The organism is Pantoea sp. DY-5, from assembly GCF_019795955.1.
Taxonomy (GTDB): Bacteria; Pseudomonadota; Gammaproteobacteria; order Enterobacterales; family Enterobacteriaceae; genus Pantoea; species Pantoea leporis.
Window position 1 is genome coordinate 107,661 of the sequence record NZ_JAIMIE010000007.1, and the last position, 16,624, is coordinate 124,284.

General features: G+C 54.9%; 13 protein-coding genes and 1 tRNA gene. 1 reads left to right on the forward strand and 13 read right to left on the reverse strand.

What is annotated here, in order from left to right; all coding sequences use genetic code 11:
- Window positions 1–4 precede the first annotated feature (4 nt).
- From bcsQ to K5Y30_RS20400, 11 genes are all read right to left on the reverse strand, one after another.
- Entirely contained in the window at window positions 5–805 is an 801-nt protein-coding gene (gene bcsQ / locus K5Y30_RS20350; RefSeq protein WP_101763799.1) for a cellulose biosynthesis protein BcsQ, read from the reverse strand.
- Complete coding sequence (bcsO, locus tag K5Y30_RS20355) at window positions 796–1,455, reverse strand: cellulose biosynthesis protein BcsO (RefSeq protein ID WP_222213114.1); 660 nt, start codon at window positions 1,453–1,455, stop codon at window positions 796–798. The genes bcsQ and bcsO overlap by 10 nt, the downstream gene beginning before the upstream one ends.
- A 472-nt stretch (window positions 1,456–1,927) precedes the next feature.
- Window positions 1,928–2,938 (reverse strand): dipeptide ABC transporter ATP-binding subunit DppF, encoded by a 1,011-nt coding sequence (gene dppF, locus K5Y30_RS20360; protein ID WP_222213116.1) that lies wholly within the window; start codon window positions 2,936–2,938, stop codon window positions 1,928–1,930.
- The gene (gene dppD, locus K5Y30_RS20365; RefSeq protein WP_222213140.1) at window positions 2,928–3,914 is read right to left on the reverse strand and encodes a dipeptide ABC transporter ATP-binding protein; all 987 of its coding nucleotides are present in this window, start codon (window positions 3,912–3,914) and stop codon (window positions 2,928–2,930) included. Before dppD ends, dppF begins: the two co-directional genes overlap by 11 nt.
- Window positions 3,915–3,926: 12 nt before the next feature.
- Entirely contained in the window at window positions 3,927–4,829 is a 903-nt protein-coding gene (gene dppC, locus K5Y30_RS20370; RefSeq protein ID WP_110867893.1) for a dipeptide ABC transporter permease DppC, read from the reverse strand.
- A 9-nt stretch (window positions 4,830–4,838) separates the two neighbouring features.
- Window positions 4,839–5,858, reverse strand: coding sequence for a dipeptide ABC transporter permease DppB (gene dppB / locus K5Y30_RS20375; protein ID WP_222213142.1), 1,020 nt, complete (start codon window positions 5,856–5,858; stop codon window positions 4,839–4,841).
- Between the two features lie 198 nt (window positions 5,859–6,056).
- Window positions 6,057–7,667, reverse strand: coding sequence for a dipeptide ABC transporter periplasmic-binding protein DppA (gene dppA, locus K5Y30_RS20380; protein WP_101763804.1), 1,611 nt, complete (start codon window positions 7,665–7,667; stop codon window positions 6,057–6,059).
- A gap of 956 nt (window positions 7,668–8,623) precedes the next feature.
- A tRNA-Pro gene (locus K5Y30_RS20385) sits at window positions 8,624–8,700 on the reverse strand.
- Window positions 8,701–8,803: 103 nt separating this feature from the next.
- Entirely contained in the window at window positions 8,804–10,495 is a 1,692-nt protein-coding gene (eptB, locus tag K5Y30_RS20390) for a kdo(2)-lipid A phosphoethanolamine 7''-transferase (RefSeq protein WP_101763805.1), read from the reverse strand.
- Between the two features lie 268 nt (window positions 10,496–10,763).
- On the reverse strand, window positions 10,764–11,192 hold the full coding sequence (locus K5Y30_RS20395; RefSeq protein ID WP_222185684.1) for an organic hydroperoxide resistance protein: 429 nt from the start codon (window positions 11,190–11,192) through the stop codon (window positions 10,764–10,766).
- Window positions 11,193–11,291: 99 nt separating this feature from the next.
- Window positions 11,292–11,756: a MarR family winged helix-turn-helix transcriptional regulator gene (locus K5Y30_RS20400; RefSeq protein ID WP_110867890.1), complete on the reverse strand. Its 465-nt coding sequence runs from the start codon at window positions 11,754–11,756 to the stop codon at window positions 11,292–11,294.
- Between the two features lie 62 nt (window positions 11,757–11,818).
- Between K5Y30_RS20400 and K5Y30_RS20405 the strand changes: the two genes are divergently transcribed.
- Window positions 11,819–12,412 carry an HD domain-containing protein gene (locus K5Y30_RS20405; protein ID WP_222185683.1) on the forward strand — a complete coding sequence of 198 codons (594 nt, stop codon included), beginning with the start codon at window positions 11,819–11,821 and terminating at the stop codon, window positions 12,410–12,412.
- Window positions 12,413–12,455: 43 nt separating this feature from the next.
- Here K5Y30_RS20405 and K5Y30_RS20410 read toward each other — a convergent pair whose 3' ends face one another.
- Entirely contained in the window at window positions 12,456–12,752 is a 297-nt protein-coding gene (locus K5Y30_RS20410) for an HTH-type transcriptional regulator (RefSeq protein ID WP_008104629.1), read from the reverse strand.
- A 247-nt stretch (window positions 12,753–12,999) separates the two neighbouring features.
- Window positions 13,000–16,599 (reverse strand): urea carboxylase, encoded by a 3,600-nt coding sequence (gene uca, locus K5Y30_RS20415; protein ID WP_222213144.1) that lies wholly within the window; start codon window positions 16,597–16,599, stop codon window positions 13,000–13,002.
- Window positions 16,600–16,624: the final 25 nt, after the last annotated feature.

A 16,624-nucleotide genomic window follows, 5' to 3' on the forward strand; every position in this document is an offset into this window, starting at 1 on the left:
ATTATTAATAGTGGCTGCGAAAAGGTGCCTGAACTTCGCCGTTACCCACGGTGATATCCAGGATATTGGCTACGCGTTTTGCCACTAATTCGATATCAAACGCAGCTGCAGACGCTGGGCTGAAATCATAAACCGATTGTTGCGAGGCATTGGCTTCCGCGACGCTTTCATCACGATGAACCACGCCTAATAAGTTCTCACCCAAGCGCTGCTGCATAAAAGCGGTGACTTCACGGCTAATATTGCGGCGGTTATCACTCTGGTTAAGGACAAAATAGTGACCACGTTTATTATTCAGCGGCCGACCGATCATGCGGTCATTTTCTATTTGCGGCAGCAACGAGACCGATGCGGTATCCGCTAACATCACCACTAAATGCATATCGGCAAGTGCCTGCATTGCTTTAAGCGCCGGACCCGGACCGGGAGGAAAATCGGCGATAATCACCAGTCCCGGATAATTCAGCACCGTATCCAGCCCGCGTTTCAGGAAATGGGGATCTTTTACCAGATTTTCTTCAAAGCGTTCACGCTGCTCTTCGCTGACCTCGCCATACGGCATGACGAAAATATTGCCGCCGGTGGTCAGAATCGATTGGCTCCAGTCAGCCTGATCTTCAGAGCGTGCCACAAAGCCGCGACCATCATTCAGCGGTACACCGAAATGCAGGCGCAAGGCGTTCTGAACATCGAAATCGATTGCCAATACCTTGCTGCCAGCGCGAGCCAGACTCCACGCAAGGTTGGCCGCCATGGTGGTTTTCCCTACTCCCCCTTTTGGCGAGCACACACAAACTAACGGCATAGCGCAATCTTCTCCAGTAGCGGTTTTAACGGTGTTTCTTTTGACAGGTTAGCCGGCTCGGCTGGACGCGAGCGGAACAGCGCACCAAAGCGAGACGGGGCCGGCGCAGCCGGACGTGCCGGTTCAACCGCAGCGGCCAGGGTTGGCAGAGGCACTGGCGCGATTGGCGCGGGAGCTGCCGGTGCGGCAACAGCAGCAGGCTGAGCGGCTGGCGCGGCGGCAGGTTTTGCTGGTGGAAACAGTGAGGTTGTCGCCTGGCGCTCGACCAGCGTGGCTTTCGGCGCTAATGGCGTCGCAGAGGAGAGCGGCTTAACCGACGGCGCGGGCGGAAACAGCGGTGAGCCGCTCTCCGGTTGCGCGGCGGCAGGTGCGTTCAGGCGATCGAGAATCGATGCGCGCGTCGGGCTGGCTGGTGCAGCCTGAGCCGGTTCCGGCGGTGCGCTGAATTCATCCCCGCGAATCGGCTGTGGTTGCGGCATATCGATGCGCTGACCGCTGCCTAATTCAGGCTCTTGTTCGGTGGTCAATTGACGCAGTAACGCCCACTGACTTTGATCGGCTTCCTGCGATTGACCGGACATATCCTTAAAAGCGATGTCAAGCGTCTGCGTTTTCTCTTTAAAACGCTGCAGATCGTCGTAATTCTTCATGATCAGAGCCTGTAAAAGCGGGAGGGAATTTTCCGCGAATATATCACACACATTAAAAGACGGTGAGACAAATCTGATTACTAAAACAGCGCATTCAATAAAACAATTCTATCTTTAAGATTGAAAAAGCGGGAATGCAAAAAGCATGCAGTTATTTATGGACGGAGATTAATTAGTATCAATTAACAGAAATAATCACGCAGGGATTTTAACCTAAGCTACTGAAAAACCTCTACTGCGCTGCAAGTTATGGATTTTATTCTACAGTGACATTGCTCACACAATGATGATGAAAATAGGAATTTGCCTTTACGCTATATATCTTAATCAGGACCAATTGTTCACAGATGCAGTGGCGTAATGCTTTTGCCAGGGCTTTGGCAGTAACACTTTTTGTCGTTAATTTATCTCATGTATTAATCAGCAAAAAGAAAGGCTCCCGCAGGAGCCTTGATTCATTTATGGCAGTAATTTATGACACGCCTACCGGCTGATTTTCATCCTGATCAACCGCGAAGCAGGCGATTTGCTGATCGCCATATTGCTTCAGTTTTGGCTGCAGCTGAACGCAGGTGCCAAAACGACGACGGCAGCGCGCGTTAAACGCACAGCCCGGCGGCGGATTGAGCGGGCTTGGCAACTCGCCCGTCAGTTTGATGCGCTCGCGGCGATCGTCCGGGTTGAGGCGTGGTGTCGCCGACAGCAGTGCCTGCGTGTAAGGATGACGCGGATTGCTGAAGATCGCCTCTTTGCTGCCCTTCTCAACGCAGCGGCCGAGATACATCACCATCACCTCATCGGCGATGTGTTCCACCACGGAGAGATCGTGCGAGATGAAGACGTAGGACAAGCCTAAATCCTGCTGCAAGTCCATCATCAAATTCAGCACCTGCGCACGCACCGACACGTCGAGCGCGGAGACCGGCTCATCGGCGATCAGCACATCAGGATCGAGCATCAAACCACGCGCGATAGCGATACGCTGACGCTGGCCGCCCGAGAACATGTGCGGATAGCGATCGTAATGCTCGGTTTTCAGGCCAACCTTCGCCATCATCTCCAGCGTTTTTTCCTTGCGCTCCGCTTTGGTCAGCGAGGTGTTGATCACCAGCGGCTCTTCCAGAATCTGGCTGATTTTCTTACGCGGATTGAGCGAGCCATACGGGTTCTGGAACACGATCTGAATTTTCTGGCGACGCAGATTCTGCGCCTGCGGATCGTGTTTCAACAGATCCTGACCGTGCCAGAACAGCTGGCCTTCAGTTGGCGTTTCAATCATCGTCAGCAGGCGACCTAGCGTGGATTTACCACAGCCGGATTCCCCCACCACCGCCAGCGTTTTGCCGCGCTCAAGATTGAACGACACGCCATCCAGCGCTTTGACCAGACGTTCCTGGCCAAACAGACCTTTCTTCACCGGGTAGTGTTTTTTCAGGTCAATCGCCTGCAGCAGGTAATCCTGCTTTTCATTATCAAGACTCATAAGTCGGTCTCCCGGCATCATCCAGTGGGAAGTGACATTTGGCCTGACGGCCCGGAATGTCGCGCAGCTCAGGTTCTTCACTGCGGCAGCGATCGGTCACATACGGGCAACGCGGATTCAACAGACAGCCGGTTGGGCGATCGTACTTACCCGGCACCACGCCCGGCAGCGAAGCCAGACGCGCTTTGTCAGCGGCGAACTCAGGCAACGCGCGCAGCAGCGCTTGCGTGTAGGGATGACGCGGCGCTTTGAAGATATCCACCGCTTTACCGCTTTCCACCACTTGTCCGGCGTACATCACGATGATGTGCTGTGCCGCTTCGGCCACCAGCGCCAGATCGTGAGTAATTAGAATCAGCGCCATGTTCTCCTGCTTCTGCAACTCCAGCAGCAGTTCGATGATTTGCGCCTGAATGGTCACGTCGAGCGCGGTGGTCGGCTCATCGGCGATCAGCAGTTTCGGTTTGCAGGCAATCGCCATCGCGATCATTACGCGCTGGCTCATCCCGCCCGACAGCTGATGCGGATACACATCCAGGCGCGAAGCCGGGTCGGGAATGCCCACCTGATCGAGCAGATCAATCGCACGCTGACGACGGGTACGTTTGCTGCCACCCTGATGCACTTTCAGCGCTTCCATGATCTGGAAACCCACGGTGTAGCAAGGGTTGAGGCTGGTCATCGGGTCCTGGAAGATCATCGCTACTTCGGCGCCCACCAACTGGCGGCGCTCTTTTTCGGAGATTTTCTGCAGGTCGCGCTGATTGAATTCCAGTTTCTCGGCCATCACGCGGCCGGGATAATCGATCAGGCCCATAATCGCCAGCGAGCTGACCGATTTACCGGAACCGGATTCCCCGACGATGCCGACTACCTGGCCTTGCTCGACCTGATAGCTGATGCGGTCAACTGCACGGAACGGTGTCTTTTCGTCGCCGAAATGCACCGATAACTTGTCTACATTTAATAACGCCATCTCGGTGCCTCTTTACTGCTTGAGTTTCGGGTCGAGTGCATCACGCAAACCATCGCCCATGAGGTTGAATGCCAGAACCGTTAGCAGAATGGTCACTCCAGGGAATGTCACCACCCACCAGGCACTTTGCGCATACTGCAACACGTCGGAGAGCATGGTGCCCCACTCCGGCGTGGGCGGCTGCGCCCCCATACCGAGAAAGCCCAACGCCGCCATATCGAGGATGGCGTTGGAGAAACCTAATGATGCCTGCACGATCAGCGGTGCCAGGCAGTTAGGCAGAATATTGATGAACATCTGGCGCAGCGTACCGGCACCCGCCACGCTTGAGGCGGTAACGTAGTCGCGGTTAACTTCAACCAGCACCGCAGCACGCGTCAGACGGATATAGTGCGGCAAGGCGACGAAGGTAATCGCCAGCGAGGCATTAACGATCGACGGACCGAAGATTGCCACCAGCACCAATGCCAGCAGCAGGCTTGGCAGCGCCAGCATGATATCGACCACACGCATAATGATGGCGTCAACCACGCCGCCAAGGTAGCCAGCCATCAGGCCAAATATCACGCCGAGAATCAGCGACAGCACGACGACCATGCAGCCAACCAGCAGCGACAGGCGCGCGCCGTACATCAGGCGCGACAGCACATCGCGGCCCACGTCATCGGTACCGAGGATGTAGCTCCAGCTGCCGCCTTCCTGCCAAACCGGCGGATGCAGCAAGGCATCACGGAATTGCTCAGCCGGTGCGTGCGGTGCCAACACATCAGCAAAGATAGCGATTAACAGCATCAGAACGATGTAAACCAGGCCGATAACCGCGCCTTTGTTACGCCTGAAGTAGTGCCAGAATTCCTGCAACGGGGTCATCGGCTTGGGTGCAGCAGTTACGCTTGCGGGATCAACAGCAGACATGATTCCCCCTTATTTCTTATGACGGATACGTGGATTGACCACGCCGTACAACAGATCAACCAGCAGGTTGACCACGATGATCAGAATCGCCACCAGCAGCACGCCGCCCTGCACTACCGGATAGTCACGGCGTTGCAGCGCTTCAATCAGCCAGCGACCGAGTCCCGGCCATGAGAAGATGGTTTCGGTCAGAATCGCACCGGCCAGCAGCGTACCAACCTGCAAACCAATCACGGTGACGACCGGCAGCATGGCGTTACGCAACGCGTGGACCACAATCACACGCATACGCGTCAGACCTTTGGCGCGCGCGGTACGGATGTAATCTTCACCCAGCACTTCCAGCATTGAGGAGCGCGTCATACGCACAATCACCGCCAGCGGAATGGTGCCGAGCACGATGGCAGGCAGAATCATGTGCATCACCGCATCTTTGAAATCGCCCTCTTCGCCCCAGAACAGCGTATCGATCAGCATAAAGCCGGTGAGCGGATGACTGTCGTCGAGGAAGATGATGTCGCTGACGCGCCCGGAGACCGGCGTGAGGTTCCACTGCACCGAGACCAGCATGATCAGCATGATGCCCCACCAGAAAATCGGCATCGAGTAACCGGTGAGCGAGATGCCCACGGCGGTGTGATCGAAGATCGATCCACGTTTTACTGCGGCCAGCACGCCGACGGGAATGCCGACAGCTACCGCGAACAACATGGCGCAGATGCCCAGTTCCAGCGTGGCTTTGAAGCGTGGTACGAATTCGTCCCAAACCGGGATGCGGCTTTTCAGCGAGATGCCGAGGTCACCGTGTAAGACACCGTTGATGTAGGTGATGTATTGCTTCCACATCGGCTGATCGAGGCCAAACTGCGCCATCAATTGTGCGTGACGTTCAGGAGAGATGCCGCGTTCGCCGGCCATGATCAGTACCGGATCGCCGGGGATCAAGTGGACAAACGCGAAGGTCAATAATGTGATACCGATGAACGTTGGGATGACAAGGCCCAAACGTCGGAGTATGAATTGCAGCATAAGCCTGGTTCTCTGACATTTCCCACAGCGTTACCGCCGGGGACAACATTGCTCAACACTCGCAGCCAGCCAAGAGCGGACGCGACGCAAGAAGCGCTTCATTAGTAGAATTTGCCGGAAAAAAAGAGCGGAATACGGGCGGCGAAGGTGCCGCCCGAGGGCCAGCAATGCTGGCCCTGACCGCGATAATCCGAAAGGTTATTCCTGGATATCGACGTTTTCGAAGTGATGTTTACCTAATGGATCAACCACATAACCAGAGACTTTCTTACTCACTGGCTCGTATACGGTTGAGTGAGCGATGATCAGCGCTGGAGCCTGGTCATGCATCACTACCTGAGCCTGTTTGTACAGTTCAATACGTTTGTTGTGATCGGCTTCAGCACGCGCTGGCTGAATCAGATCTTCAAACGGCTTGTAGCACCAACGTGAGTAGTTAGAACCGTCTTTCGCCGCTGCACAGCTGAACAGCGTGGCGAAGAAGTTATCCGGATCCCCATTATCACCGGTCCAGCCCATCATCACGGTCTGGTGTTCACCGGCTTTTGCCCGTTTCAGGTACTCGCCCCATTCGAAGGTGACGATTTTGGCTTTCACGCCAATTTTCGCCCAGTCAGCCTGAACCATTTCCGCCATGCGACGTGCGTTCGGGTTGTATGGACGCTGAACCGGCATTGCCCACAGGTCGATGGAGAAACCATCAGCCATACCTGCTTCTTTCAGCAGCGCTTTGGCTTTCTCAGGATCGTAAGCGTAATCTTTGATGTCGTCGTTGTAGCCCCACATGGTGGGTGGGATCAGGTTTTTCGCGGCCTGGCCAGCGCCCTGATAAACAGCATCAATGATGGCTTGTTTGTTCACCGCCATGGTCAGTGCCTGACGCACCTTCACGTTATCCAGCGGCTTTTTCTCGGTGTTGAACGACAGGTAACCGACGTTCAAACCAGGCTGTTCCATCAGGTTAATTTTGTCGTCTTTCTTCATGCTGGCGATGTCGGCCGGGTTCGGGTACGGCATGACCTGGCACTCGCCTTTCTGCAGTTTCGCATAACGCACAGAGGCGTCTGGCGTGATGGAGAACACTAAGCGATCAATCTTCGGCTTGGTGCCCCAGAAGTCTGGGTTAGCTTTATACAGAATGCGCGAGTCTTTCTGATACTGCTGCAGTACGAACGGACCGGTGCCCACTGGATTGAGGTCCAGCTTCTCAGGCGTGCCCGCTTTCAGCATGTTGTCGGCATATTCTTTAGAAATGATTGAGGCGAAGTCCATGCCGAGGTCAGCAATGAACGGCGCTTCAGGACGCGTCAGGGTGAAGCGTACGGTGTAATCGTCAACTTTTTCGATTTTGGCGATCAGCTTAGGCATGTCCATGCCTTCGAAGTATTCGTAGCTGCCGCCAGAAACACCGTGATATTTGTTGTTTTTGTCGAGCTGACGCTCGAAGGAGAACACGACGTCATCGGCATTGAAGGTGCGGGTTGGCTTGAAGTCTTTAGTGGTTTGCCATTTCACGCCCTGACGCAGGTGGAAGGTGTAAGTTTTACCGTCCGCGCTGACATCCCATTTTTCTGCCAGACCTGGCTGCAGCTCGGTGGTACCGGTTTTGAATTCAACCAGACGGTTGTAGATCGGTACGGAGCTTGCGTCGTAGGTGGTACCCGATGTGAAGAGCTGCGGGTTGAAGCCTTCCGGCGAACCTTCTGAACAATAAACGAGGGTTTTCGCCTGGACACCAGCGGCAACGGTCATAGCAATCAGGCTGAGACCGACCTTCAGCATCCTGGATTTAGCCAGGGAGTTGATCATGTTTTGCTCCATTGTGATGTGATGTTGTGTGCGTCGCCCGACCTCTGATTTTTTTATGCGGTTCGGGCAGGTCAATTAAGAGTAAGCAAAATGTGAGCGGTTATTTTTTTGTGCTGGCACCGTGGAATCTGTCAGACACGTCCTTCTCTACATTTTATTGACGCATCAATTTGTCAACAGTTGCAATGAACGTCAATACAGTGTGGGGTTATTTACACAGAGTGTGAGTAAGTGCAAGCAACGATAAAAAACACCCTTGCGCGCCTAAGCCAAAATTAAAAAAGGTGATAAAGCACTCAATGCCGCGTGATTATCTGGCTATGTAGCCAAATGACAGTGATTATCACCGCTAAAAAACACACGAAACTTATTGGTAAATGTTGAATATCTGAACGATTCTGCGTGCGTTATGACGTTCAGGCAGCGGAATGTGCTAGGGAAATGGCATAAGAAATCAGCATGATGCATAAACCGGTCATAAGAAGAATGTTTCGCGAATTAAGCCTGTTGGTGTGATTTGGCAAGGGATGCAGAGAGTAAACTGGAGATATTAATGGTTATTATTGGTTTGACGCGCGGAAGGGTTAAATCGACGGGTTTTGCTGTTCACTCGGTGCGTTGCTCAGGAAAGGCGGCTCGAACGCAAAGTCGGCGTAAATACATCCCTGTAGCCTCGACCGCCGCATCCCTGCGGCGGACGCTTTGCTAACCGAGCCGCCTTCCCATCGCTGATCAGCATTGGTGTGGCGGTAAAAGGCAACGCATCGGAGCCTCATTAAGGATGAGATACAGGGCCGCGGAGTAAAGCTTCCGACGCATGGATGCGTCGGCAGAGCCCACAGGGATGTGTCCACGGCGACTTTACGGAGCGGCCCTGTATTTCAGCCTGATCGGCACAAGGCCCAACAAATTACAGACGAAAAAAAACCTGCTTATAAAGCAGGCTTCTTCAAAGATGGTCGGCGAGAGAGGATTCGAACCTCCGACCCACTGGTCCCAAACCAGTTGCGCTACCAAGCTGCGCTACTCGCCGATGGGGGCGCATATTACTGTGCTGCTAAAAAAGCGTCAATGCCTTTTACTGAAAACCCAACTGATCGCCTGGAAAGCAAGCAGCGGTCAACAACCCCAAAAAATCACAGTGCTTTAGCAGGCGCGGCCGCAGGTGCTGAACACCAGTTGTTTGCGTCTTTAATTCCGCCGTCCGGTGAGGTGTAGCCGAGGCATCCCATAATGGTATCGAACAGTTCAACATGACGATGGGTTTTACCCACGCGCTGCTGCGCCTGTAAACGTTCGAAGTTGCTGCGGTTGGTTGGATCCTCAAGATACTTATCAGAAGCCCACACCATCATCGGTACACGGAACTGCTCCGGTGGCGCCATCTCGCGCGGTGTGCCGTGCAAGTGCATATTCTCGCTGATTGATTCACCGTGATCGGAGGCGTAGAACACAATCGCCTTCTTATCACGCAACTGATCGAGCACGCTATCCAGCATGGTATCAACGTATAAAATCGAGTTGTCGTAGGCGTTAATCAACTGCGCTTTACTGCACTTCTCATCAACGCCCATGCACTCCGGCTGATAGCGCGCGAAGTCTCGCGGGTAACGCTGAGAATAAAGGTAGTGCGAGCCTTTGGTGTGCAGAATCACCACGTGCTTGCCTTTCGGGAAGCGCTGTAGCGATGCCTGCAACTCCGGCACTAACAGCATGTCATCGACCGCTTTGCCCTGATTACGCTTCTCTGAACCAATCTGCTCGCGGAACGAGAAGTTATTGGTGTCAGCGTTATCGTAGAACCACACTTCGCTCTGCATCGCGAACAGCTCAGACGTGAAGCCCAGCTCTTTCAACACGGCGAAAACATTTTGTTCTTTCAACGTGCGGCCCGGATTATCCATGGTGCCGCCTTCGCGCACGAACATGCAGCGCAACGACAGCTTGGTGGCGGTATCACAAGATTCACCACGGAACGCGACCAGATTCTTCTCTTTCGACAGCTTCGGCGTGGTATCACGATCGTAGCCGAGCATGCCCATGTGATCCCAGCGCGTGGTTTCGCCAATCACAAACACCATATAGGTATCGTCGATGCCCGCAGGCGCGACGTAAGTAAACTCTTTTGCCGGATCGAGTAATTTCTGACCATCCCACTCTTCATCAACTTTGGTCCAGGCGAACAGGCCCAGCGCGGCAATCCAGTTGGATGGCAGATACGAGTGCGCCACCACGCCGCCATAGCTCGGCAAATCGATGTTGGTGATCTCTTCATTCACCTTCTGCAGTTTGTCGAAATAGCGAATCGGCAGCCAGACCAGCGCCACGCTCAGCAGCATAATGGCTACCGGCTTCAAACGTTGCCCTGGCGTTTTAAGTTGTTCAATCAGCGTTTGGCTAAGCTTATTGCGCCAGATAAGCAGCAGTGGCAGCGCGCTCACCAGCACCATCCACAGCACGAAATGCAGACCAATCACTTCTTTAGAGAGATCGATATCGGTGGTCATCACCGAGGCGATAATGCCGTAGCCGATCACCACGTTGAAGAACGCCATGTAATAGGCGGCGGCAACAGAGATGATCACGGTGAGTGTGGCGAGAATGCGGTAAACCCATTTGCCGCCCAGCGACAGTAAGCGCATCAGGAAGAAAGTCAGCAGCACAGCTGCCATCACTTCCGCCGCCGCGGAGAGCCAATTAGAGATATTGGATTTCGTTAAGAAGCCGTCAAAGCGGCGATAAAATATCGGTAAATTCAGTAAGATACCGAGATATAACGCAAGCAGTAGTGACAGCTTCTGCTGCGTTAAACTTTTAATATAATTCATGAAAATTTCTATTCCCGACCTGGTGTCGTTGTATCAACCGTTATGTGACTGTTTAAAGACAGCAGAGTTCGCTAAACCGCAGAAAAAGCGTGACGCAAGATGCAGGATCGGGACGATTCCGACTGGCGAAAGGGCGATGGCGCGAAGCCGAGCAGTAGAACATTTAACCAATGGTAAGACCAGATAAATTTTCTAATCGAACCGGTTAGCGTTTTATTCATATGTAAAAAAGGCTCCCGCAGGAGCCTTTTGTCATTAACAACATCAATTAGTTGATGATGTTCAGCGTCACGTCGATGTTGCCACGCGTTGCGTTTGAGTATGGGCAAACGATGTGTGCCGCATCCACCAGCTTCTGCGCTTCAGCTGCGTCCATCTCTGGCAGATGGATATTCAGCTTGGCTTCAATACCGAAACCGTTCGGGATTGGGCCAATGCCAACTTCGCCTTCAATCCACGCATCTTTCGGCATCGCAATCTTGTCGCGGCCAGCCACAAACTTCATCGCACCGAGGAAACACGCTGAATAACCTGCAGCAAACAGCTGCTCTGGGTTAGTCACTTCGCCGCCTGCGCCGCCCATCTCTTTTGGCACGCCCAGTTTTACATCCAGCACGTTGTCGGAAGAAGTAGCACGACCATCACGACCGCCGGTAGCTTTAGCTTTTGCAGTGTAAACAACTTTTTCTAAAGACATAATAACCTCATTAATTCGCTATATAATCGCGCACTACTTATTATGCGCAAACCTGAACGTCATCTTTTGGGTTGTCTGGACAGCGACTTCCCCTGTTTATTAATTGGCGCGGTAAAGGCTATCGCGCAACTCGTCTAACTGAGCTTTCAGAGATGCCATCACCTGGTCATCGCAGGCTGTTGCGCACTGAATGGCTTCCGGAATACTTTCTGCTTTGTCACGCAACGCACGACCTTCATCGGTCAGCGTTACCACAACCTGACGCTCATCCTGACGGGAACGCTGGCGATGCAATAAACCCGCGCTCTCCAGACGTTTCAACAGCGGCGTCAGCGTAGCTGAATCAAGAAACAGCTGCTCGCCAATCTCAGAGACCGTCACATCGTCCTGATTCCACAGCACCAGCATCACCAGATATTGCGGATAGGTAATCTCCAGCTTTGATAGCAGCTGGCGATAGACTTTGTGCATCGCGAGATTCGCCGAATACAGTGCAAAGCAGAGCTGCTGATCTAACTGAAGTGGCGCCTGCTTCACTTTTTTGTCATCTTGATTACTGTTCATGGGTTTCAATATAAATAGCGCGCTAGATAATTGCAAGCGACTTTTCTCTGGGAGAGTGAAATATGCGAGATTCACTGGAAGAGCAAGCGCGCCGTTATGCCACTGAGGCGCATGCCGCTGCGGGTCAACGTCGCAAATACACTGACGAGCCTTACATTGTGCATCCGGCTGCCGTCGCCGAATTAGTGCGTAGCGTTACCGATGATGAACAGATGATTGCCGCCGCCTGGCTGCATGACACGGTAGAAGACACGCCCAGCACCATTGACGATATCGAACGCCATTTCGGCCCGCGCGTGGCGGAACTGGTGGACCAGCTCACCGACAGCGCGCAGCCTGCGGCAAAAAACCGCGCCGCACGCAAGCTGGCGCATTTTCGTCATACCGCCGATGCCTCGCCCGAAGCGCAAACCATCAAGCTGGCCGACATCATCGACAACACCCGCGCCATCGTGCAGTACGATGCCGACTTTGCGCGCGTCTATCTGGTGGAAAAGCAGATTCAGATTCAGCTACTGCGCGAGGGCGATAGCCATCTTTGGCGGCAGGCAGAGCAGACCATCAAACAAGGGCTTGCGCAGTTAGCGCAACCGCCGCACTGCGTGCCGGAGAGCTGGTTCGTTAAACAGGCAGCAAAGTATGGCGCCATAAATTAAAAAACCCGCCATCAAGGCGGGTTGGATCATCCCAAAAAAGGGATTACTCCAGCAGCTGACGCCCTAAATAAGGGTTGGCCTGCAACAACTTCATCAATTTACGCGCCGTAGCGGAAGGACGTGTACGTTGCGCCTCCCAGCTTTTCACTGACGAAACGCTGACACCCATCACACGGGCAAATTCGTCAACCTGCATGCCGGTCATCTCGCGTAAACGCTGCGGCTCGGGAACTGTAGTCTGATTGATTGAAATTTCTGATACGGATGGCTTCGCGTCACGTGTCAAAACAATCTGCTCAAGGCTGCTGAGCAACTCGACCATGGGATCTTTTAATTCCATAGAGAACTCCTTAAAAACTCACTATGAAGCACGTGAAAGTAGAGAGGTAAGCGCCACCAGGCGCTGAAACCGGACGATCAGGCTGTATCCCGAAGCGGTTTCGCATAGTTATTATCAAACCGATGCGGGACACAGCCTGTTGAGCACTGCAAAAGATGTCAGGGCAATGCAACAATAGTTCGGGTTTCTAAGTATGGGACATATCCCCGACTTTGCTGCCAGATTCCTGATTATTTTTTATTCTTTCTTATGCCACTTTTGGGTCGATCACCATAAGCAATTGACCTGCCTGCACTTGCTGCCCAGGCTGCCGCGTCAGACTATGGATTTTTCCACTGACGGGCGCGACGATCGGGATTTCCATCTTCATTGATTCGAGAATGCCGACCGTGGCCCCCGCACTGATTTCACTGCCTTCCTCCACCAGCCATTGCCACACGCTGCCCGCCACCTGGCTCTCAACGGGATGACAACCGGCTGGCACCACACTCTCTTCGGTGCTCTGCGCTTGCAGCTGGCTATCGAAGGTAAACTGCCCTTCCGCTCGCCAGCGCGCCAACTCCTCATCAAACGCCTGCTGGCGCTGCTGCTGGAAGGCATCAATCTCCTGCGCGTGCTGCGTCAGCATCGCCTGATACTCGGCGAGGCGGAATTCACCCTGTTCCACGCGTAGCGGATAATCGCCCCACGGGAAACGCTCACGAATCTGCAGCAACTCGTCGGCATCTACCGGATAAAAGCGAATTTGATCGAAGAAGCGCAGTAACCAGGGCTGGGTAAACGCAGCTGTGGGGCGATCGCGGTTCCACATCTGCATAGTGCGTCCAACAAACTGATAGCCGCCCGGCCCTTCCATGCCGTACACGCACATATAAGCGCCACCGATACCGACTGAATTTTCCGCCGTCCAGGTGCGCGCCGGATTGTATTTGGTGGTCACCAGGCGATGGCGCGGATCGAGTGGCGTAGCCACCGGCGCACCGAGATAGACATCGCCCAATCCCATGACCAAATAAGAGGCGCTAAATACGATCTCTTTTACCGATTCAATGCTATCCAGCCCATTGATGCGGCGAATAAATTCAATATTGCTTGGGCACCACGGCGCATTCGGTCTGACGGATTGGTCGTAGCGCACAATCGCTTCACGACAGGCCGCATCATCCCAGCTGAGTGGCAGCCAGACGGTGCGCGCAGGCACGGCCGCATCGGCCAGGCTCCCCAATGCTAAATCAGCGTGCAATATTTGCGCCACTCGCTCACTTCTGGCACACATTTGTGCGTCATAATGAATTTGTAGCGAGCGGATGCCAGGCGTCAATTCCAGTTGCCCCGGCAGCGGGTGCGCTTCCAGCCATTGCATCAGCGCATGCACGCGAAAACGCAACGCGATATCCAGTTGCAAATCGCCATATTCCACCAGCAGAAAACGGTCGCCTGCCGTCCGAATACAGAGCGAAGGACGTTGCTCCGTTGCCGCATGATGGTGCAGAACCGGATCAATTAAGGGCAGCGCCGCGTTCACTGTAATCGGTTGAGATTGCAGTTTGATGATCTCGTCACGCTGCGCTTGCGCCAGTTGATCGGCGGTGGCAAGTTCGATCGGTTGGAACTGGACGCGATCGCCAGCTTTCAGCTGCCCCAGCTTCCACAGATCGGCTTCGATCACCGTTGCCGGACAAACAAAACCTCCCAGCGATGGGCCATCCGGGCCGAGGATCACCGGCATATCGCCGGTAAAATCCACCGTGCCGAAGGCGTACGCATTGTCGTGGATGTTCGAGGGATGCATGCCCGCTTCGCCGCCATCGCTGCGTGCCCAGGTCGGTTTGGGGCCGATTAGGCGAATGCCGGTGCGGCTGGAGTTGTAGTGCACTTGCCACTCAGCGGCGAAAAATTCGGCGATGTCTTCATCGGTGAAGAAGGTTGGCGCGCCATGCGGACCGTAAATCACCCGCAGCTGCCAGCTGCCGTTCAGTGACGGCAGCAAATTATCCGGCAAGCTGGCCGCTGTCAGCACCTGCGGCGCGGCGAGATGCAGCACATCACCAGCGCGCAGCGCGCGTCCGGCATGACCACCAAATTTGCCGAGGGTGAAAGTGCTGCGGCTACCCAGATAGCGCGGCGTATCGAGGCCACCGGCCAGCAGCAGATAGCTGCGGCTGCCGTCTCGAACTTCGCCGAGCGTCAGCGTTTGCCCGGCCTGCGCCGTCAGCCGCTGATGCATCGGTATCGTTTGTTGATCAAGCTGCGCGGCAATCGGCGCGCCGGTCAGGACAAAACTGCAGGCCTGGTTGAAGCGCAGCGTCGGGCCACGCAAGGTGATCTCCAGCCCGGCGGCCTGCGCATCATTGTCTAACAGGCGATTACCCAGCTGGAACGCGCGGCTGTCGAATGGACCGGAAGGCGGCACACCAACATGCCAATAACCGATGCGGCCCGGCGCATCTTGCACTGTGGTTAAGGTGCCGCCGCTGAGAATATCCAGCGTTGGCGGCTGCCACTGCAGGGTGCCGAGCGTGGCGGTGATGATGCGTCCCTGCTGCACGTCCGGCAGCGTGCACAGCTGGCGCAGCCACAGCAAATTGGTTTCGATGCCGTACAGTTCGGTGGCGGATAGCGCCTGCGCCATGCTGCCTAGCGCGCTGGTCCGGTCAGCGGCATGCACGATAAGTTTCGCCAGCATCGGATCGTAAAATGGCGAAACCTCCATGCCGCTCTCAACGCTGCTGTCGATGCGCAGCTTAGCGCCCTCAATCATAGTCGGGAACTGCACATGGCTGAGCAATCCCGCGCTGGGCTGGAACTGCTTAGCCGGATCTTCGGCGTAAAGCCGTACCTGAATGGCGTGACCTTGCACCACCGGCTGCAAATCGGCCAGCGGCGGCAATCTTTGCTGCGCCAGTTCTACCATCCAGCGCACCAAATCAACGCCATACACCATTTCGGTGACGCCATGTTCCACCTGCAAGCGCGTGTTCACTTCGAGGAACCAGAACTGCTGGCTGGCATCGTCATAAACATATTCCACCGTGCCCGCGCTGCGATAGTTCACCGCCCGCGCCAGCCTTACGGCGGTGGCCTGCAACTGCGCGCGCACCGCAGCGCTCAAGCCCGGTGCGGGCGTCTCTTCCAGCACCTTTTGATTGCGGCGCTGGGCCGAGCAATCACGCTCGCCGAGCGCGATGACTTCACCTGCGCCGTCGCCAAAAATCTGCACTTCGATATGGCGCGCACGCGCAATAAACTTCTCTAAAAACACGCCATCGTCGGCGAAGTTGTTGCCCGCCAGGCGCTTCACGCGGGTAAATGCCGCGTCGAGCTGTTCGGCATCGTCGCAGCGCTGCATGCCAATGCCGCCGCCGCCCGCGGTGCTTTTCAACATGACCGGATAGCCAATCTGCGCCGCCATCTGCTGCGCCTCGGCCAGCGAAGCCAGTAAGCCGCTGCCCGGCAGCAGCGGCACGTTATTCTGTTCAGCCAGCGCACGCGCGCTGTGTTTCAGGCCAAAGGCCGCCATCTGCTCGGCGCTCGGCCCAAGAAAATGCACGCCCGCCGCTTCGCAGCGCGTGACAAACTCCGGATTTTCACTGAGAAAACCGTAACCGGGATGCAGCGCCTGCGCGCCACTCTGCGCGGCTATCGCCAGTAATTTATCCTGATTGAGATAAGTGTCTCGCACCTGACCTTCACCGAGCGACCAGGCTTCATCCGCCAGACGCACATGGCGCGCATGACGGTCGGCTTCGGCGTATACGGCAATCGCCCGGATATTCATGGCTTGCAGGGTTCGAATAATGCGCACGGCAATCGCGCCACGGTTGGCAATTAATACGCGATCAATCATGACTGAATACTCTCGTTGCGGCAGG